The 18268-nt window shown below is 65.9% G+C and carries 19 protein-coding genes and 1 tRNA gene; 7 read left to right on the forward strand and 13 right to left on the reverse strand.

Annotated elements, in window-relative coordinates:
- Positions 1-2 precede the first annotated feature (2 nt).
- Both AC1DZY_RS16470 and AC1DZY_RS16475 read left to right on the forward strand, forming a co-directional pair.
- Positions 3-1292 carry a TRAP transporter large permease gene (locus AC1DZY_RS16470; protein WP_476821212.1) on the forward strand — a complete coding sequence of 430 codons (1290 nt, stop codon included), beginning with the start codon at positions 3-5 and terminating at the stop codon, positions 1290-1292.
- A gap of 34 nt (positions 1293-1326) precedes the next feature.
- Positions 1327-2004 carry an HD domain-containing protein gene (locus AC1DZY_RS16475; protein WP_476821213.1) on the forward strand — a complete coding sequence of 226 codons (678 nt, stop codon included), beginning with the start codon at positions 1327-1329 and terminating at the stop codon, positions 2002-2004.
- Between the two features lie 479 nt (positions 2005-2483).
- Here the strand turns inward: AC1DZY_RS16475 and AC1DZY_RS16480 are convergent.
- Positions 2484-2573 (reverse strand) — tRNA-Ser (locus tag AC1DZY_RS16480).
- 333 nt (positions 2574-2906) lie between these two features.
- Here AC1DZY_RS16480 and rplU point away from each other — a divergent pair.
- The 4 genes from rplU (at position 2907) to AC1DZY_RS16500 (ending at position 5363) form a co-directional block, all read left to right on the forward strand.
- Entirely contained in the window at positions 2907-3590 is a 684-nt protein-coding gene (gene rplU / locus AC1DZY_RS16485) for a 50S ribosomal protein L21 (protein WP_476821214.1), read from the forward strand.
- 100 nt (positions 3591-3690) lie between these two features.
- Positions 3691-3957: a 50S ribosomal protein L27 gene (gene rpmA / locus AC1DZY_RS16490; RefSeq protein WP_476821215.1), complete on the forward strand. Its 267-nt coding sequence runs from the start codon at positions 3691-3693 to the stop codon at positions 3955-3957.
- Between the two features lie 153 nt (positions 3958-4110).
- On the forward strand, positions 4111-4770 hold the full coding sequence (locus AC1DZY_RS16495; RefSeq protein ID WP_476821216.1) for a GNAT family N-acetyltransferase: 660 nt from the start codon (positions 4111-4113) through the stop codon (positions 4768-4770).
- 53 nt (positions 4771-4823) lie between these two features.
- Positions 4824-5363 carry a DUF3833 family protein gene (locus AC1DZY_RS16500; RefSeq protein ID WP_476821217.1) on the forward strand — a complete coding sequence of 180 codons (540 nt, stop codon included), beginning with the start codon at positions 4824-4826 and terminating at the stop codon, positions 5361-5363.
- Positions 5364-5494: 131 nt separating this feature from the next.
- Here AC1DZY_RS16500 and denD read toward each other — a convergent pair whose 3' ends face one another.
- The 11 genes from denD to AC1DZY_RS16555 form a co-directional block, all read right to left on the reverse strand.
- Complete coding sequence (gene denD / locus AC1DZY_RS16505) at positions 5495-6478, reverse strand: D-erythronate dehydrogenase (RefSeq protein ID WP_476821218.1); 984 nt, start codon at positions 6476-6478, stop codon at positions 5495-5497.
- A 31-nt stretch (positions 6479-6509) separates the two neighbouring features.
- Complete coding sequence (locus AC1DZY_RS16510; protein ID WP_476821219.1) at positions 6510-7256, reverse strand: SDR family oxidoreductase; 747 nt, start codon at positions 7254-7256, stop codon at positions 6510-6512.
- A gap of 16 nt (positions 7257-7272) precedes the next feature.
- Complete coding sequence (locus tag AC1DZY_RS16515; RefSeq protein WP_476821220.1) at positions 7273-7728, reverse strand: GNAT family N-acetyltransferase; 456 nt, start codon at positions 7726-7728, stop codon at positions 7273-7275.
- A complete protein-coding gene (locus tag AC1DZY_RS16520; protein ID WP_476821221.1) occupies positions 7729-8406 on the reverse strand; it encodes a GNAT family N-acetyltransferase in 678 nt (225 codons plus the stop codon).
- Positions 8403-8729: a hypothetical protein gene (locus AC1DZY_RS16525; protein WP_476821222.1), complete on the reverse strand. Its 327-nt coding sequence runs from the start codon at positions 8727-8729 to the stop codon at positions 8403-8405. The genes AC1DZY_RS16520 and AC1DZY_RS16525 overlap by 4 nt, the downstream gene beginning before the upstream one ends.
- Positions 8726-9580 carry an isocitrate lyase/PEP mutase family protein gene (locus tag AC1DZY_RS16530; protein WP_476821223.1) on the reverse strand — a complete coding sequence of 285 codons (855 nt, stop codon included), beginning with the start codon at positions 9578-9580 and terminating at the stop codon, positions 8726-8728. Before AC1DZY_RS16530 ends, AC1DZY_RS16525 begins: the two co-directional genes overlap by 4 nt.
- A gap of 134 nt (positions 9581-9714) precedes the next feature.
- Positions 9715-10350, reverse strand: coding sequence for a hypothetical protein (locus AC1DZY_RS16535; RefSeq protein WP_476821224.1), 636 nt, complete (start codon positions 10348-10350; stop codon positions 9715-9717).
- Positions 10347-11333: a zinc-dependent alcohol dehydrogenase gene (locus AC1DZY_RS16540; protein ID WP_476821225.1), complete on the reverse strand. Its 987-nt coding sequence runs from the start codon at positions 11331-11333 to the stop codon at positions 10347-10349. The genes AC1DZY_RS16535 and AC1DZY_RS16540 overlap by 4 nt, the downstream gene beginning before the upstream one ends.
- 59 nt (positions 11334-11392) lie before the next feature.
- Positions 11393-12403 carry a Bug family tripartite tricarboxylate transporter substrate binding protein gene (locus AC1DZY_RS16545; RefSeq protein ID WP_476821226.1) on the reverse strand — a complete coding sequence of 337 codons (1011 nt, stop codon included), beginning with the start codon at positions 12401-12403 and terminating at the stop codon, positions 11393-11395.
- 107 nt (positions 12404-12510) lie between these two features.
- Positions 12511-13413 (reverse strand): LysR family transcriptional regulator, encoded by a 903-nt coding sequence (locus AC1DZY_RS16550; protein WP_476821227.1) that lies wholly within the window; start codon positions 13411-13413, stop codon positions 12511-12513.
- A 187-nt stretch (positions 13414-13600) separates the two neighbouring features.
- A complete protein-coding gene (locus tag AC1DZY_RS16555) occupies positions 13601-15463 on the reverse strand; it encodes an IlvD/Edd family dehydratase (RefSeq protein ID WP_476821228.1) in 1863 nt (620 codons plus the stop codon).
- Between the two features lie 287 nt (positions 15464-15750).
- Here AC1DZY_RS16555 and AC1DZY_RS16560 point away from each other — a divergent pair, with 287 nt between their 5' ends.
- Complete coding sequence (locus AC1DZY_RS16560) at positions 15751-16935, forward strand: pyridoxal phosphate-dependent aminotransferase (protein WP_476821229.1); 1185 nt, start codon at positions 15751-15753, stop codon at positions 16933-16935.
- On the opposite strand, the gene AC1DZY_RS16565 is transcribed toward AC1DZY_RS16560, so the two are convergent.
- Positions 16913-18232, reverse strand: coding sequence for an MFS transporter (locus AC1DZY_RS16565; RefSeq protein WP_476821230.1), 1320 nt, complete (start codon positions 18230-18232; stop codon positions 16913-16915). The genes AC1DZY_RS16560 and AC1DZY_RS16565 overlap by 23 nt on opposite strands.
- Between the last annotated feature and the right edge of the window lie 36 nt (positions 18233-18268).

The raw sequence follows: 18268 nt of genomic DNA on the forward strand, positions 1-18268 counted from the left end.
AGATGGTCCCAACCTCGCTCGGCCTTCTGATCGTCCTGCTCGGCCTCAGCATCCCCGTAGGTGCGGCGCTGCTTTTGCTCGCGCTTTCGCTCGGAGCGGTGTTCTCGCCGATGCCGATCTATCTCGCCATGGGCGAGGTCATCTGGTCGGCCTCGACCAATGCCATCCTCGTCAGCGTGCCACTCTTCGTCCTGCTCGGCGAGGTCCTGCTGCGCTCAGGCATGGCGGACCGGCTCTACGGTTCAATGAGCCATTGGCTCGCCTGGCTGCCGGGCGGCCTGATGCACGCCAATATCGGCGCCTCGATGGTGTTTGCGGCGACCTCCGGGTCGAGTGTGGCGACCGCCGCCACGATCGGAACGGTCGCGACTCCCGTCATCAAGACTTATGGCTATGGCGAGAAGCTGTTTCTCGGCACGGTCGCCGCCGGCGGAACGCTGGGGATCCTGATCCCACCCTCGATCAACCTGATCATCTATGGCTGGTTGACGCAGACCTCGGTGCCGCAGCTTTATCTCGCCGGTTTCGTGCCCGGCATCGTGCTCGGCCTGATCTTCATGGCGACGATCCTGATCTGCTGTCTCATCCGGCCGGAATGGCGCGGGCGCGCGATCGAGACCTCCTGGAAGGAGCGCGTCGGGAGCCTGGGCGGGCTCGTGCCGCCGGGCATCATCTTCCTGATCGTGATCGGCAGCATCTATGCGGGGCTGGCGACGCCGACGGAATCGGCGGCGCTCGGCGTCGTCGTGGCGATCGGGCTGGCGGCGTTCAATCGGAAGCTTTCCGTCAGGATGATTCTCGAGGCTCTCGACGGCACGATGCGGACCTCGGCGATGATCATGCTGATCGTCGCTTCCGCCTTCTTCCTGAACTTCGTGCTGTCGGCGATCGGCCTCGTCGGTGCGCTGAACGGCTTCATCACCGGCCTCGGGCTCGGCCCGATGGGCACGCTGGTCGCGATCATCATCTTCTACCTGATCATGGGCTGCTTCATGGAGCCGCTGCCGATGATGATCGTGACGATTCCGATCATCGTTCCTGTCGTGGTCCACGCCGGCTTTGACCCAGTCTGGTTCGGCATCATGGTGGTCCTGCTCTGCGAGACCGCGATGATCACGCCGCCCGTCGGGGTCAATCTCTATGTCGTCCAGGGCGTGCGAGGGCGTGGCGTCATCAGCGACGTCATCCTCGGCGTCCTGCCCTTCATCGGAAGCCTGCTCGTCATGATCGTCCTGATCATCCTCGCGCCCGGCATTGTCATGTGGCTGCCGCGGCTCATCGGCGCGCAGTGAAAATCATCGAACGATCTGCATTTCGGAGAACAATGTGACCTATCCGCGAACCGTATCGCTGCGTGGCAAGTCGATAGAGATTACGCAGGCCAAGCGTGCCGCCCGCGTCGCCGAGATGCCGGAGATCGACTGGATCGAGGACCGCGATCTGCGCGACAAGGTTATCGACGCCTGGGTCGCGGCGCTGGAGGCGCATGGCTTCACGCAGATCGGCGAGATGAAGCCCTCGGGCAATTACGACTCGAACCCGCTTCTGACGGGCACGCAATGCGACCACATGCGCTCGGTCTGCCGGCTTGCGGTGAAAACCGCCGAGGAGATGGCCGCGCTCTTCCCGAACTTCCGCTATGACCGCAACATTCTGATCGCCGGCGCGCTCTGCCACGACATCGGCAAGGTCTGGGAGTTCCAGCCGGACAATGTGAAGCGCTGGAAGGCCGATCCCTACGCCGTCGGCTTCCCTTCGATCCGCCACCCCGGCTATGGCGTCTTCATCTGCTTCAGCATGGACCTGCCGGAAGCGGTCGCCCACATCGCGGCGGCGCATTCGGCCGAGGGTGAATTGCTGGAACGCAGCCTGGAGAACACCATCGTCCACTGGGCCGATGTGACCTTCTGGAAGGTCGTGCAGGCAGGCCGCCAGTTCGCCGAAACCGATACCTGGCTCGATGGCCTGACCGGCGGCATCAGCGGTCAGCCGAAATCCGCCTGACAATGATTTTAAGACGATGCCCCGCACGCGCGCCTGCATGCGATGGGCGCGTTGAAACAGCAGATGTAACGGAAAGCGTTTGTTCCAGGCGGTTGCTCTGGGCCAGAAGCGCCACCGGAAGGTGGGATATTCTCCGACGAAGCGTGACGTGCCGCCCAGATTTCACCCAACGCTGAGTTCGTTTCTGGCGGGTTTGGCGTCTGTTCGGGCGAGTGATGAGACGGGCTCAGGCGCCGTGCCGGAATCGAGGCTTTCCGGTCGGTGCGCGGACGGAGCACGTTCACCTTCCGTTGCCGCACCTGAAAAGCTTCTTCCTGTTCAGGGACGCACGGGGCGCAGTTCGCGGCGGCCCCCGGTTCTATTGGAATCAAGAGCTCGGCCTGCCAGGGAGCGCCTCGGGTCGCTGGGGCGGGAGTAGGGGCGTCGGCAGGCAAATAAGAAATTTTTCGTATAAACTTCAAGATGTTATAAGATGTGAATGGCGGACAGGGAGGGATTTGAACCCCCGATACCCTTGCGGGTATGCCGCATTTCGAGTGCGGTGCATTCAGCCGCTCTGCCACCTGTCCGCGGTCGCGTCGTCTGGTCGAAGCGGGCTCGTACTACACGCGGGATCGGGCGGAGACAAGTCGTGAGGCCGTTATAAATCGCTCTTCATGACGGCAATCTGTGCGGTCGGGCATGCTTTCGCTTGACCTTGCGGGCCCGCGCGACTATCGAGCCTTCCATCCGGCGTGGGGAAACCCGCGCCCGATCTCTTTTTGGCGTCCCGGTTTCGCTTATTTGCGCGCCTTAAGTCCCGAAAGAGCAAACCCGACCACGCAACCGACTGCCAAAAAGCTGTCCCGCGTGCGCCTCCTTCAGGAGGCCATGACAGGGCAGGGCCGAACATGGAGGATAAAATGTTCGCAGTCATCAAGACCGGCGGAAAGCAATTCCGCGTTGCCGCCAACGACCGTATCACCACCGCCAAGATCGAGGGCAACCCGGGCGACACCGTCGCCTTCGGCACCGTGCTGATGCTGACCGATGGCGACAAGAACACGCTCGACGCCAAGGCGCTGGGCGAGATCACCGTCGCCGGCGAGATCGTCGAGCAGGCGCGCGGCGAGAAGGTCATCGCCTTCAAGAAGCGCCGTCGCCAGAACTCGAAGCGCAAGCGCGGCTTCCGCGCCGAGCTGACCGTGATCCGCATCACCGACATCCTCACCGGCGGCAAGAAGCCGGAGATGAAGAAGGGCGATGCCTCCGCCGTGGCCCTGAAGGCGGCCTCGACGGAAACCAAGAGCAAGGCTGCTCCGAAGGCCGCCAAGGCCGATGCCTCCGCCATGGATGCCTCGAACCTCTCGCTGATCTCGGGCATCGGCCCGACCATCGAGAAGAAGCTGCGCGCCGCGGGCATCAGCTCGTGGAACGACATCGCCGCCTGGAACGAGGCCGATATCGCCAAGTGGGACGAGGAGCTCAAGCTTCGCGGTCGTGCTGCGCGCGAGGAGTGGGTCGAGCAGGCCAAGGAACTTCTGGCCGGCAAGCCCCCCCGGGCGAAGGCCGATCAGGCCGAACTGGCCTCCGGCGAGGACTACTGACACCTCCCGTCAGTCGTCATTGCAGTTTCACTCCCGGATCGGCTGGCTTTCGCCGCCGATTCGGGTTAGACAGACCATAGAAGTTTTGAGGTAGGGCGTTATGGCTCACAAAAAGGCAGGCGGTTCATCCCGCAACGGTCGTGACTCCGCGGGCAGGCGCCTCGGCGTCAAGAAGTTTGGCGACCAGGCCGTCATCACCGGTAACATCATCATCCGCCAGCGTGGGACCAAATGGCATCCCGGCGCGAATGTCGGCATGGGCAAAGATCATACGCTTTTCGCGATGACGGACGGTCGCGTCCGCTTCATTACGAAACTCGGCCGAGCTTTCGTGAACGTAGTCCCGGCCCAACAGGCCGCAGAGTAAACGGCGGATAGGGATTTTTCCTCGATCCGCCGGTTCCACCGAACCGGACGGATCAAGGGTCAAGACCCGAACAGGGTTTCCCAAAGGTCAACAAAGGGGAGGTGGGACTAAGTCCCAGCTCCCTTTTTCGTTTGCGCCGACGGAGAGACTCAGATGTTCCCCGAATTGACCCGCGACGACGTCTTCCGGCTCGAGACCCGCCGTCTCTGGCTGCGCTGGCCCCGGATGGCGGATGCCTCCGCCATTCTGCGTCTCGCCGGCGAGAAAGCCGTGGCCGAGATGACGGCCTCGATTCCCCATCCCTATCCGGTCGATGCGGTCGAGCCCTTCATCTTCGCGATGCGCAAGGGCAATGCGCTGGGCGAGCATCTCGTGCTGGCGATTACGCCGCGTTCGAAGCCAAACGAGCTGATCGGAATGATCGGCGCGCACAGGCAGGCGACCGGCGTGCCTTTCATCGGCTACTGGCTGGGCACACCGCACTGGAACAAGGGGCTGGCGACCGAAGCCGTGCAGGCGCTGATCGACACGCTGTTCTCGCTGATCGAAGTGCCGGCAATCGATGCGGACACGCGCGTCATCAATCCGGCCTCGCGGCGGGTGCTGGAGAAGTCGGGCTTCCGCGCCGAGGGCTCCTTCCTCAAGTCGCTGCCGGCGCGGGGCGGGCTGTTCCCCTGCGAGCAGTTCCGGCTCGACCGTTCGACCTGGTCGGCGTTGAAGAGCTGGGGCGCGAGCGGCTGGGCCCATGCGCCGGAACTCGCCGAGAACGAGCCTGCGGTCGTCGAGGCATCCGGCGAGCCCTGCCCGGCGTAGACAGAAAAGGCTCCGGAGCGATCCGGAGCCTTTTTCGCTATGGAGGGCTCACCATGATCTCGCGTCGTTTTTGCCTTGCACTGGCGCTCGCCGGCACGGTCTCGGCCTGCGCGACCGCGCCGCAATTCTCCGCGACGCAAGGACCCAAAGGCATTGTGCTGGAGCGGGACTTCGTCGGGCGCAGCTATGCGAAGGGCACCTTCTCCAACAAGGTGACCGGGGCGCAACGCGGCCTGAACGTGGTCCTCGACGGGCGGATGCAGGCCGGCGCGCTGACCTTGCGCGAGGCCTTCACCTATTCCGACGGCGAGAAGGACGTGAAGACCTGGACCTTCCGCAGGACCGGGCCGGGCAGCTATGCCGGCACCCGCGAGGATGTCGTCGGCGAGGCGACGATCCGCCAGGAAGGCAATGGCGTGCGGCTGTCCTACGACGTCGACCTGACGACGGGCGCGGGCGCGGTGCGGGTCCATTTCGAGGATGTGATCGAGCGCAATGGCGACGGGGTCGTGGTCAACCGGGCGATCGTCTCGAAGCTCGGGCTGCCGATCGGTGAGGTCGATCTGATGTTTTCGCGGCGGCCTGTGAAGTAGCGCGGGCCGACTACACCGTCATGCTCGCCCGTGTGGCGAGCATCCACGTCTTCGGCGTAGCGCTGGACGAAGGACGGCGTGGATGGTCGGGACAAGCCCGACCATGACGTCGAAGGCGACGCAGGGGTGCGCTACTTCACGAAATTGCCGCCCAGTTCGTCGTCGATATGGACGCGGATGATCTCCTCGAAGCTCGATTCTGATTTGAAGCCGAGGGCAGGCGCGCGCTTCGCCTCGAAATTGCGCGGCCAGCCGGCGACGATGCCGTCGATGACCGGATCGGGCACGCGCTTGATGCGGGCGACGACGCCTTCGCCGGCAACCTTGCGTAGCGCCTCGATCTGTTCGGCGACCGTGCAGGAATAGCCGGGCATCGTCAGGGCGCGGCGCGGGCCGATTGCCGAGGTGTCCATCGTTGCGGCGTGAACGAGAAAGCCTACCGCCGAGCGCGGCGAGGCATGCCAGTGGCGGACCTGGTCGGAGACCGGCAGCACGGCGTCGATGCCGTTCAGCGGCTCACGGATGATGTTGGAGAAAAAGCCCGAAGCCGCCTTGTTGGGCGCGCCCGGCCGCACGCAGACGGTCGGCAGGCGGATGCCGACGCCGTCGAAGAAGCCCCGGCGGGTGTAGTCGCTGAGCAGGAGCTCGCCGATCGCCTTCTGCGTGCCATAGCTCGTCAGCGGCGTGGTGAAGAACTCGTCGTCGATCCTGTCGTGGAACGGCGCGCCGAAGACGGCGATCGACGAGGTGAAGATGACGCGGGGCTTGTAGCCGTCGCCGACCTTGCGAATGGCCTCGAACAGGAAGCGCGTGCCGTCCAGATTGATCCGATAGCCGAGGTCGAAATTGGCCTCCGCCTCGCCGGAGACGATCGCGGCGAGATGGACGATCAGTTCGGGGCGCGAGGCGATCAGCGCTTCCGCCTGTCCCTCGATCGACATGTCCGAGACGACTGCGTCGAAGGTGAAGGGGCAAGCGACTGGGGCGGTCGCGGCGACGATATCCTGCGCCGTGACCTTGTCGATGGTCCTAGCCCCGAGTTCGCCGGTGTGGGCCAGCCGCTCGATGAACTTGCGGCCGACCATGCCGGCGCCGCCGAGAACGAGAATATGCATTGGCTTTGTCCTTACAGGTCAGGCTTCGCGCTCAGAGCGCAAAGCCGCCATCGGCGAGGTGGATCTGGCCGGTGGTGTAGCTCGACTCGTCGGAAGCGAGATAGACCGCGAGCAGGGCGATTTCCTCGGCCGTTCCGAGCCGGCCCATGGGCTGGCGGTCGATGAAGGCCTGCCGGGCGGCGGCTTCCGTCGTTTTGGTCAGTTTGGCGAGATCGCCGATGCGCTGGTCGAGCGAGGGCGACTGGATCGTGCCGGGGCAGATCGCGTTCGAACGCACGCCCTTCTTGATGAAGTCGGCGGCGACCGCCTTGGTCAGCCCGATCACCGCTGCCTTGGAGGCGCCGTAGACATAGCGGTTGGGGATGCCGCGCACCGAGCCGGCGCCCGAGGCGATATTGACGATCGAGCCGCCGCCCTTGGCCAGCATCGCGGGCAGGAAAGCCTTGATCGTGCGGTGCATCGACTTGACGTTGAGGTCGAAGGAGAAGTCCCAGGCCTTGTCGTCGCATTCCAGCACCGTGCCGTGATGGACGAAGCCGGCTGCGTTGACGAGAATGTCGATCGCGCCGACCTTGGCGGCGAAGGCCTCGACCACCTTGGTCGAGAGCACGTCGAGCTTGCGCTTCTTGGCCTTGGGGATGCCCTCCAGCAGGGCCACATCCTTGTCGGTCGCGTAGACCGTCGCGCCCTCGGCGACGAAGGCTTCCGCGATGGCGCGGCCGATGCCCTGTCCCGCCGCGGTGACGACCGCGATCTTGCCCTTCAAACGTCCTGCCATGGTGTTTTGTCCCTGTTCAGCCGGCTTTTTCAAGTGATTTGCGCATATGGACGAGCCGACGATCCGGCAAATCCTCATAATGTGTGACGACATAGCCCAGCCGCTCGTACCAGCCGATACGATCGATGAGTTTTTCGTGCGTGTAGAGGTGGACAGCTTCGCGGCCGCGCTCCCGCGCACGCTCATCCGTGAACGCCATCAGTGTCCGGCCGACTCCGCGGCCGGTCGCGAGTGGCGACACGGCGATGCTCCACAAGGTGAAGCGCTCGCCGTCATCCTCCAGCACCAGCACGCCATCGAGGCCCGCGCCGCTTTCCGCCAGCCAGACCTCGTGCTCGGCCAGCACCTGCGCATAATCGGCGATGCGCGGCAGCGAAGGCACCCCGATGATCGGCTCGTTCGGCAGATAGGCGGCGTCCGTCAGGGCGACGATCGCCGGGATATCCTGAGGGGTGGCGCGGCGCAGCGACATTCAGCTCCCCCGCGCCTGCTCGCCGAGGGCGGCGAGCGAAATCTTCTGCTGGCCGGCGGCGTCAAAATTCTCCGGCGAAAGCCAGGCCTGGAACGCCTTCGCGCAAGCCGGCCATTCGGAATCGAGGATCGAGAACCAGGCGGTGTCGCGATTCCTGCCCTTCACCACCATGTGCTGGCGGAACAGCCCCTCATACTGGAAGCCGAAGCGCAAAGCGGCGCGCTTGGAGGGCTCGTTCAGATCGTTGCACTTCCACTCGTAGCGACGATAGCCGAGCGAGAAGCCGTAGTCGCCGACGAGATAGATCGCCTCGGTCGCGGTCCGGGTCTTCTGCAGGCTCGGCGAATAGGTGATCCAGCCGACCTCGAAGACGCCCTGCTCGGGCCGGATTTCCATGATCCAGAGATGGCCCTTGGCCTTGCCGTCGGCCTTGTCGATGACGGCGAGCGGAACGATGCCGGCCTTCTCGACCGTCGAGACGAGCAGGGCGCGATAGCTCTCCTTGTCCTTGGGCGGCAGGGCGGGCAGCCAGTCCCAGACCTGGTCGTGCCCGGCGTTGGCGGCCCAGATGTCGTCGAGATGGCGGCCTGCATCGAGCGGTTCGAGGCGGCACCAGTTCCCTTCGAGAACCTTGGCGGGGGGGAAGGGCGGCGCCTTCCAGTTCAGAAGCTCGGTCATGGTTTGGTGGTCTCGCGCCAGCTGGTGAGATCGGTCGTGATGGTCCAAGCGGAGCCGAGTTCGGTCGCGATCGTCGCCGCGATCGCGGCGCCCTCCGCCTCCCAGGCAAGCTGCTCGACGGCATCGGGAAAGCGCGAGCGGGCCTGCTGATCTTCTTCGTAGATCGCGTCGAACGCGTCCATCCAGGCTTCGAGCCGATCGGCGAGGTCTTCAGAAAGCCCGACATCCTCGGCGTCGACGGCTTTTCGCCCGCCCTTGGCGTCGACAGTCCAGAGTCCGCTCAGGCCGAGCCAGGCCGGCGCGATCAGCAGCCGCCCGCTCACGCCTTAACCTGCAGATCGCGCGCCTTGAGGTCTTCGGTGAAGAACGGGTTCAGTGGGGCGGACGCGGCGTTGCCGGCAAAGCCCCTGAAGCTGCCCTCATCCCTGATCAGCCGCGTCGCCTCGATGAAGGCCGCCCAGGCGGCCCGCGCCAGCGCCGCGCCGATCGAGATGCGGCGGACGCCGAGCCCGGCGATATCGGAGACACTCAGGCCGAAATCGCTATGGACCAGCTGGTTCACCGGCTTGCCGCCGGCCGCCCTGACGATCGCGGCGATCTGCTCGGGCGTGCGCGGGCCGGGCGCATAGAGCACGTCGGCGCCGGCCTGCGCATAGGCTTCGATCCGCCGGACCGATTCGTTCAGCGCATCGGGATGGCCGGTCAGGTGGCATTCGGCACGCGCGGTCAGCAGCACGCCCGAGCTGGTTTCGTCGATGGCGCGCCTTGCGGCCCGGATGCGCTCGACCGCCAGCTCGAAGGGATAGAGCGGCTCATCCTTGCGTCCGGTCGCATCCTCGATCGAGAGGCCGGCGACGCCGGTCGCGACGCAGAGCTTGACGTTGGCGGCGACGCCATCGGCCGTATCGGCATAGCCGTTCTCGAAATCGGCATTCACCGGGACATCGGGCACCGCCTTCACCAGTTCGGCGAGATGGGCCAGCATCATGTCGCGCGGCACGTCCTGATCGGCGCGCGCCTGCGTGAAGGCGAAGCCCGCGCTGGTCGAGGCGAGCGCCTTGAAGCCCTGTCCACGCAGCCAGCGTGCGGAACCGACATCCCACGGATTGGGCATAACGAAGCAGCCGGTCTCATGGAGCGCCCGGAAGGCAGCGATCTGCGGAGCGTAGGCCATTTTAAATCGTTTCAGGTCGGGAGCTGCGACAGGACGCGCATAGTGTCCGCGCGATGCAGTCTTGTCAGCCCCGAAATGCAGGCGCGATTGCACCAGCGCCAATGCGCGCCGGGCATGGGCAGCCTGAAGCGCGATCAATAGGCGAGGATCAGATCGACCACGCCATGCGCGATGACGCCAGGAGCGATACCCGGCACCGCGGCAATGCCCGCCACTACATGTCGCAGCCAGGGCCGCTCCGTGCCGCCGAGCAGGACCATGTGGTGCTCTCCGTCATCGCCGGGCGCGACGGTAAAGGCCGGGTGCGGCGCGGTCGCCACGCTGGTTCCGAGCCTGACCGAAGCGATGCCGTCGCGGCCAGCGAGATCGAGAAAGGCGGACTGCGGTGCGCCGCGCCAGCTCAGCCAGCCGAGATGGCGCGCCAGCCCCGCGCCGGCCTTGCCGCTCTCGCGGTAGAGCCCGCGGAGGAAATCGGTCATCGCTGGTCGCATCGCGAGCGATGCCGGCGTCGGATGGGCGAGCAGATGCCTGTAGGCCGCAGTTTCCACAGCTGCTGCGTGATCGAGATCATAGACCGTCAGATAGCGGGTCGCCGCGCCGCGCCCGGCGACATAGCGCTTGCCCGCCAGAAATCCGGGCATGGTCAGCCGCTCCGGCACGTGCTCGAAACTGTGCCAGGCCTCGTATTCCCTTCGGCGCGCGGGCGCGACGCCGTTGGCGATCGTCAGGAATGCCTGTCCACGCCAGTCGCCCTGCATCGCGCTGGTCATGGCAGCAGCAGGATCTTGGCGGCGCTGCGGCTTTTGGCCCGAGCGAAAGCCGCGACCGCATCGGAAAGCGGCGCCCTTTCGCCGATCAGCAGCGCCATGCGCCGGGGATCGGCGGCCAGGAACGCGATCACGAGCGGCCATGTCGCCAACGGTGCGCGGTAGCTGCCGCGGATCTGCTGATGGCGGCGCACGAGCCGGGTCAGGTCGATGGATGCGGGTTTGGCGTGGATGCCGCAGATGGTCAGCACGCCGCGCAGCGCCAGCAGTTCCAGCGCTTCGGGCACGAGGGCGGGCACGCCCGCCGCCTCGATGATGACGTCGTAGGCGAGAGGCAGACCGGCAGCGGCGAGCGCCCCGGTCAGGCTCGTTCCAACGCTGTCGACCGTGTCTTGAAAGCCGAGCGCGTTCAGCGTTGCCAGCCGGGCCGCGTCGTCGCGACCGGCGATCACGATGCGCGCCGCGCCGGCAGCCTGCGCGAACAAGGCGATGCCCTGGCCGATCGTGCCCGGCCCGATGATCAGGACGGTGTCGCCCGGCTCGACCCCGGCCGTATCGACGGCTTCGGCGCAGACCGTCATCGGCTCTGTCAGGGCAGCCAGGCCATCGTCGAGCCCGTCGGGCAGGGCGACGCAGTTTTCTGCGGGAACGACGACGCGTGCGGCGAAGCCGCCATTGCGGCCGACGCCGATGCCGGTACGGCGGACGCAATCCTCCCGATGTCCGCCGGCGCATTGCTCGCAATGGCCGCAGACGGTGGAGGGCCGCACCACGACGCGCGCTCCCACCGCGAGCCCGGCCACGCCCTCGCCGATCGCAACGACATGGCCGGCGAATTCATGGCCGAGCGTCACCGGCATGGCGGCGGCCATCGATTCATAGCCCGCAGTCCAGTCGGCGATGTGCAGATCGGTGCCGCAGATGCCGGCAGCGCTGACCGACAGCAGCGCTTCGCCAGGGCCGGGCGCACCGGGCTCGTCCGTCACGCATAAGGAGAGGCCGGGTTCCGGAGCGTGTTTTCGCAAGGCGAGCATGATCGCTGCCGTCACTCGACCTTGATGGCTGCGGTCTTGACCACATCGGCCCAGATCTTGGCGTCTTTCGCCATGAACGCGCCGAGTTCGGCGGCCGTGCCCGGAGCGGGCTCCGCGCCGATTTCGATCAGGCGTGCATTGATCTCGGGCTTGGTCAGGGCGGTGTTGATCGCGGCGTTCAGGACTTCGACCACGGCGGCCGGCGTGCCCTTGGGGGCGACCAGCGCGACCCATGCCGAAAGGTCGTAACCCGGGTAGCCCTGCTCGGCTACGGTCGGGACCTCCGGCAGCAACGCCGTGCGTTTAGCGGTGGTGACGCCGAGCGCCTTCATCGTGCCGCCCTTGATATGGCTGGACGCAGCTGCGAGCGTGCAGAACATCACGCTGATATTGCCGCTGATCGCGTCGGTCAGCGCCGGAGCCTCGCCGCGATAGGCGACATGCTGGACCTTGGCGCCGGAGACGATGCCGAAGAACTCGCCGGCGAGATGGGCGACCGTGCCGGCGCCGCCCGAACCGAAGGTGATCGGCTCCTTGTTCGTCTTTCCGACGACCTCGAGCTCCTTCATCGTGCTCGCCGGATAGGCTTTTCCGGCGACGACGACGAAGGGGAGTTTTGCGATCATCGCCACGGGAACGAGATCCTTCTCCCAGTCGAATGACACATTCGCCTTCAAAACGGGGTTGATCACCATGGTCGTGGGCGCGGCGAGCAGGGTGTAGCCATCGCCCTCGGCCTTGGCGACCGCCTGCGAGCCGAGCATCGTCGCAGCGCCGCCGCGGTTCTCAATGACGAAACGCTGCTTGAGGATGTTGCCCGCCGCCTCGGCGACGACACGCGTGACGACGTCGACGCCGCCGCCCGCCGCGAAGGGCACGATAATCTGCATGGTGCGGGCGGGGTATGCCTGGGCCAGTGCCGGGCCGGCGGCGGTCGCGGCGAGCAGGCCGAGCGCGCTCGCCAAGACGTCGCGGCGGCTGAGCGGGGTGGATGGCACGGAATCGGAATGCGGCAGGCTCATCGTGGCGTTCCTCCTGATGGTCTTTGCGGATTGTTCTTGTCTGGGGACAAGGCCACCGATCGGAAGGCGCGACAACAGCGAACTCTGCGCTGCTCGATAGCCCAAGGCTATAGACCTGCGCCGATGGCCTGGATCTCGGCCCGCAAGGCCGCCTCGAAGCGTTGGGTCAGCCTGCCGCGCGCGCGCTCGACCTGACGATGCAGGAAAATCTCGTATGACGCGGGATGGTCGAGCGGCAGCACGGCGACGCGGGTGCGGTCGGCGGCAAGCGCGCTGAAGCGGTCGACGATGGCGAGGCCCAAGCCGGCCTCGGCAAGCCCGATCGCGGTTTCGGCGAAGCGGGCGACATGGGTGCGGCCCGGCACGACCCCGCCATCGCGCAGCACCGTATCGACGACGCGGCCATGCACCGATTGCGGCTCGAACACGATCAGCGGCACATCGGCCAATGCGGAGGGCGCAAGCCGGGTCTGTGTCGCCAGCGGCCAGTCGCGCGGGCAGATCGCGACCGCCGGCGCATGACCGACGGCGACGCTGCGGATGCCGGCATGCAGGATTGGGAACAGTGTCACCGCGCTCTCGCCGTGCCCGGAGAGCAGATAGTCCATCACCTGGCTGACCGAGAGGATGTCGAGATGCAGGCTCAGGCCCGGATGCTCCGCGAGAAGGCGCGCCACCGAGCGCGGAAGCAGCACCCGGCCGACGCTGGGCGAGCCGCCGAGCCGGAACGAGCCGGTGTCGGCGCGTGCCAGCCGCAGCGCCCGGGCCATCGCACCTTCCAACTGGTCGAAAGCGAGATCGACCTCGCCGAGCAGGCGGTGCGCCTCGGCCGTCGGCGTCAGCCGGCCGCCATGCCGGTCGAACAGCGCAAACGCGCAGACATCCTCGACCCGCCGGATCGTTTTGGTCACGGTCGGCTGCGCGATGCTTAAGTCCCGCGCCGCACCGACGATGCTGCGGGCGCGCATTACGGCGCGGAAAACCTCGATCTGCCGGAGCGTGAGCAGCATGGGATGAGGCCACCTATGACGGCGAAATCGTCAATTCGATCAAACACCGCGTCATCCCGGACAAGCGGCGCAAGCCGCGCCGATCCGGGATCCATCATAGGGTTGCATCGTGCCTTACGATGGGTCCCGGGTCCGCGCTTCGCTGGCCCGGGATGACGGCGCGGTTCTGTCGCTGGCCTTCCGTCGCTTAGTGGTTGTCGCGCGGAATACCGAACTTCTTGTGGATCTTCTGGTACTTGACCGCCGGCTTCAGCACCATGCCCTCGGAGAGCTCGCCGACGATCTTGCGCTGAATCTCCTGCCAGGGGGTCTGGCTCCTGGGGTATTTGTAGCCGCCGGCCGCCTTCAGCGCGGCGCGACGCTCCTCCAACTCCGTGTCCGAGATCAGCATGTCGGCCGAGCGCTTGTTCAGGTCGATGCGGACCTTGTCGCCGGTCTTGAGCAACGCCAGTCCGCCGCCGGTCGCTGCTTCCGGTGAGGCGTTGAGGATCGAGGGCGAGCCCGAGGTGCCCGACTGGCGGCCGTCGCCGATGCAGGCGAGCGCGGTGACGCCCTTCTTGATGAGGTAATCCGGCGGCCGCATGTTCACGACCTCGGCCGCGCCGGGATACCCGACCGGGCCGACGCCGCGGATGAACAGGATCGAGTGTTCGTCGATGGCGAGCGCGGGGTCGTCGATGCGGTGGTGATAATCCTCCGGCCCGTCGAAGACGATCGCCTTGCCTTCGAAGGCGTTCCTGTCCTTCGGGTTCTCGAGATAGCGCTGGCGGAATTCCGGCGTGATCACGCTGGTCTTCATGATCGCGGAATCGAACAGGTTGCCACGCAGGTTGAGGAAGCCGGACTGGGCCTTCATCGGCGCGTCATAGGCCTTGATGACCTTGCGGTCCTCGGCGAAGAGGCCCTCGCAATTCTCGGCCAGCGTCCTGCCATTGGCGGTGATCGCCGGCTTGATCTTGCCCTTGGCGACGAGTTCGGCGACCACGGCGGGCACGCCGCCGGCGCGATAGTAGTCCTCGCCAAGATATTCGCCGGCCGGCTGCAGATTGACCAGCAGCGGGATGTCGTAGCCGACGGCCGTCCAGTCCTCGTTGTCGAGGGGCACGCCGATGTGCCTGGCGATGGCGTTGACCGAAATCGGCGCATTGGTCGAGCCGCCGATGGCGGAATTGACGACGATGGCGTTCTCGAAGGCTTCGCGCGTCATGATCTTGGACGGGATCAGGTTCTCCCAGACCATGTCGACGATGCGCAGGCCGGTGAGATAGGCCATCTCATAGCGGTCGCGATAGGGCGCCGGGATCGCAGCCGCACCCGGCAGCGTCATGCCGAGCGCCTCGGCGATCGAATTCATCGTCGTCGCCGTGCCCATGGTGTTGCAATGGCCCGCCGATGGCGCCGAGGAGGCGACCAGATCGACGAAGCCTTTGTAGTCGATCTCGCCGGCCGCCATCATCTGGCGCGCCTTCCAGACGATCGTGCCCGAGCCAGTGCGTTCGCCACGGAAATTGCCGTTGAGCATCGGCCCGCCCGGCAGCGCGATGGCGGGGATGTCGACGGTCGCGGCCGCCATCAGCTGCGCTGGCGTGGTCTTGTCGCAGCCCGTCGTCAGCACCACGCCGTCGAGCGGATAGCCGTAGAGGATCTCGACGAGCGAGAGATATTGAAGGTTGCGGTCGAGGCTCGCGGTCGGGCGCTTGCAGGTTTCCTGGATCGGATGGATCGGAAACTCGAAGGGTACGCCGCCGCGCTCGCGGATGCCGTCACGGACGCGATGGGCGAGCTCGATATGGTGGCGGTTGCAGGGCGCGATGTCGGAGCCGGTCTGGGCGATGCCGATGATCGGCCGGCCCGACTGCAGTTCGTCGCGCGACAGGCCGAAATTCATCGTGCGCTCGATATAGAGCGCGGTCATGTCGGCATTGTCTGGATTGTCGAACCAGGCCTTCGAGCGCAGCTGCGCCGGCTTTATCTTGCGAACCGCCTTTTTCTTCGCGATGGCGGTCGGCCGATCCGCGCGCGGCACGTTGCTCTCAGGTGATTTGGCCATCCTCGTCTTCCTCTCGCGGGCGCGGCGCTGACGGCCGCTTGCCGATCTTCATTCAAACGCAGCGTTATTCAAACGATTGTAAGTCCGCCATCATGCCGATCGGTTTTGCATCGGCAAGCGCTGATGCGGCGGATAGTCATACTAAATATGCAGCCTGCATACTGCATGCAGCCGTCGTAGCCAAGAGGGTGAGGCTTGCAAGGCGACAGGTTTTGGAGCCAAGAACAGCGCAAGGCCCCTGAGAGAGCGGGCCACTTCGACACTGACCCGCCCGAGGAAATGCCGCCATGACGCTGCAAGTCGTCCCGTCCTTCGCCCGCATCGGCGAGGAGAATGCCTTCGCCGTGCTGGCGCGCGCCACCGAGCTGCAGCGCCAGGGCAAGGACATCATCAATCTCGGCATCGGCCAGCCGGATTTCCCGACGCCCGAGCACATCGTCGAGGCGGCGGTGAAGGCTTTGCGCGACGGCCATCATGGCTATACGCCGGCCAATGGCATCCTGCCGCTGCGCGAGGCGGTCGCTGCCGATCTGCACCGGCGCTTCGATGTCGAGGTTTCGCCGGAAGCCGTCATGATCGTGCCCGGCGGCAAGGTCACCATGTTCATGGCGATCCTGATGTTCGGCGAGCCCGGCGCGGAGATCCTCTATCCCGATCCCGGCTTCCCGATCTATCGCTCGATGATCGAATACACCGGCGCGACGCCGGTCCCGGTGCCGATCCGCGAGGAGAACGGCTTTGCCTTCTCGGCGGAGGAGACGCTCGCGCTGATCACGCCGAAAACCCGGCTCCTGATCATCAACTCGCCGGCGAATCCAACCGGCGGCGTCACGCCAAAGGCCGAGATCGACAGGCTCGTGGCGGGCCTGGCCAAATTTCCCGATGTCGCGATCATGTCCGACGAGATCTACGACCAGATGCTCTATGACGGCGAAAAGCATGTCTGCCTGCTGGGCTATCCCGAGATCCGCGACCGGCTGATCCTGCTCAATGGCTGGTCGAAGACCTATGCCATGACCGGCTGGCGCATGGGTTTTTCGGTCTGGCCCAAGCCGCTTTACGAGAATGCCCGCAAGCTCGCGGTGAACTCGCATTCCTGCGTCAACGCGCCGGCGCAATGGGCGGGGCTGGCCGCACTGACCGGCCCGCAGGACGCGGTCGGCATGATGCTGGCGGAGTTCGACAAGCGTCGAAAGGCCGTGGTCGCCGGCCTCAACGGGCTGCCGGGCGTTTCCTGCATCGTGCCCAAGGGCGCGTTCTACGCCTTTCCGAACGTCTCGCAGACCGGCTGGAAGGCCAAGAAGCTCGCCTCGGCGCTGCTCGAGGATGCCGGCGTCGCGACCATCGGCGGTCCCGATTTCGGGGTCCATGGCGAGGGCTATATCCGCCTGTCCTACGCCAACTCGCTGGAGAACATCGAGCGGGCGCTGGGACGGATGGGCGCGTTCCTCAAGACAGCGAAGGCCGCCTGACGCGGCCGGGCACCAGCCGCACCTTTCGCGGCGCGGCCAGCCAGATCGCAGCCGCAGAGATGAAGCAGCAGGCGATCGCAAGCAGGAAGGCCGGGCGGTAGCTGCCGGTCGCATCGTGAATCGCGCCGGTGAGCCAGGGTCCAGCCGCTCCGCCGCCGAGCAGCGCGACCGTGATCGTCCCGAAGATCGCGCCGAAATGCGGCCCCTCGAAAATCTCGGCGACGATCGCCCCCATCACCGAGGTCAGCGCGTAGCCGAGAAAGCCCTGCGTGATCACCATCAGGTAGAGCAGGGCTGGCGTCGGCATGTGCTGCAGCGCGATCAGCGCTGTATAAGAGATGGCGAAGCCCAGGCAGCCCGCCGTCCAGATCCATTCGCGGCCGATGCGGTCAGACAGCGCGCCGAGACCGATCTGGCCGGGAATGGCGACGGCGCTGACCAGACCCAGCGCCCAGGCGGCAGCCAGCGGCGTGAACCCGACCTCGATCAGGTATTTGGTCTGATGGACCTGCACGGCATACCAGGCGATCAGAGCGCAGAAATAGCCGAGCGCGATCCACCAGAAGCGCGCGGTGCGCAGCGCACGCGCCAGCGTCCATTCGGTTGCGACCCATGCCGCATCGACCACGGCTGCGGCACGATGCGCTGAACCCGTGCCGGCCGATCCGGTCTCGCCATCCGGCAACAGGCCCAGATCCTGCGGCCTGCGGCGAACGAACAGGTTGAGTGGGCCAAGCACCAGCAGCACGATCAGGCCCATGAACCAGCAGGCGGTGCGCCAGCCGTCACGGCTGATGATCGACTGCAGCCAGGGCAGGAGCAGAAGCGCGCCGACGCCGACGCCGGAAAAAGCGATGCTGATCGCAAAAGCCCGCCTCCGCACGAACCAGTTCGGCAGGAACAGCGACTGCGCCGAGAAGCTCATCAGATTGGCGCCGCAGCCGACCAGGACGCCGAGCGTGACATAGAGATGCCAGGCCGCACTGATGGCCGGAGCTATCAGCAGACCTGCCGCCAGCATGGCCACGCCGGTCTCGATCACGACGCGCGGGCCATGCCGGTCCATGACACGGCCGACGAAGGGCCCGGTCATGGCCGAGATCATGAAACCGAACGAAAATGCGCCCGAGGCCAATCCCCGCTCCCAGCCGAACTCGTCGATCAGGGGCGGCATCAGCAGCGAGAAGGCGGTGCGCGCACTGACGGCGACCGCCATGGTCACGAAGGTGATGCCGATGACGAGCCAGCCATAGTAGAACGGGAGGCGTGACGACCAGTGCGAAGGCGATGGCTGCATCGCCTATCCGTCTGCCGCGCGCGCCTGGCAGTCAAT

The sequence above is a fragment of the Allobosea sp. P2_A10 genome, from assembly GCF_056405115.1.

Excerpts from the sequence above, each read along its gene's own strand:
- AC1DZY_RS16470 (WP_476821212.1), top strand. The coding sequence starts at position 3 with ATGGTCCCAACCTCGCTCGGCCTTCTGATCGTCCTGCTCGGCCTCAGC.
- rplU (WP_476821214.1), top strand. The coding sequence starts at position 2,907 with ATGTTCGCAGTCATCAAGACCGGCGGAAAGCAATTCCGCGTTGCCGCC.
- rpmA (WP_476821215.1), top strand. The coding sequence starts at position 3,691 with ATGGCTCACAAAAAGGCAGGCGGTTCATCCCGCAACGGTCGTGACTCC.
- AC1DZY_RS16495 (WP_476821216.1), top strand. The coding sequence starts at position 4,111 with ATGTTCCCCGAATTGACCCGCGACGACGTCTTCCGGCTCGAGACCCGC.
- AC1DZY_RS16500 (WP_476821217.1), top strand. The coding sequence starts at position 4,824 with ATGATCTCGCGTCGTTTTTGCCTTGCACTGGCGCTCGCCGGCACGGTC.
- denD (WP_476821218.1), bottom strand. The coding sequence starts at position 6,478 with ATGCATATTCTCGTTCTCGGCGGCGCCGGCATGGTCGGCCGCAAGTTC.
- AC1DZY_RS16510 (WP_476821219.1), bottom strand. The coding sequence starts at position 7,256 with ATGGCAGGACGTTTGAAGGGCAAGATCGCGGTCGTCACCGCGGCGGGA.
- AC1DZY_RS16515 (WP_476821220.1), bottom strand. The coding sequence starts at position 7,728 with ATGTCGCTGCGCCGCGCCACCCCTCAGGATATCCCGGCGATCGTCGCC.
- AC1DZY_RS16520 (WP_476821221.1), bottom strand. The coding sequence starts at position 8,406 with ATGACCGAGCTTCTGAACTGGAAGGCGCCGCCCTTCCCCCCCGCCAAG.
- AC1DZY_RS16530 (WP_476821223.1), bottom strand. The coding sequence starts at position 9,580 with ATGGCCTACGCTCCGCAGATCGCTGCCTTCCGGGCGCTCCATGAGACC.
- AC1DZY_RS16535 (WP_476821224.1), bottom strand. The coding sequence starts at position 10,350 with ATGACCAGCGCGATGCAGGGCGACTGGCGTGGACAGGCATTCCTGACG.
- AC1DZY_RS16545 (WP_476821226.1), bottom strand. The coding sequence starts at position 12,403 with ATGAGCCTGCCGCATTCCGATTCCGTGCCATCCACCCCGCTCAGCCGC.
- AC1DZY_RS16550 (WP_476821227.1), bottom strand. The coding sequence starts at position 13,413 with ATGCTGCTCACGCTCCGGCAGATCGAGGTTTTCCGCGCCGTAATGCGC.
- AC1DZY_RS16555 (WP_476821228.1), bottom strand. The coding sequence starts at position 15,463 with ATGGCCAAATCACCTGAGAGCAACGTGCCGCGCGCGGATCGGCCGACC.
- AC1DZY_RS16560 (WP_476821229.1), top strand. The coding sequence starts at position 15,751 with ATGACGCTGCAAGTCGTCCCGTCCTTCGCCCGCATCGGCGAGGAGAAT.
- AC1DZY_RS16565 (WP_476821230.1), bottom strand. The coding sequence starts at position 18,232 with ATGCAGCCATCGCCTTCGCACTGGTCGTCACGCCTCCCGTTCTACTAT.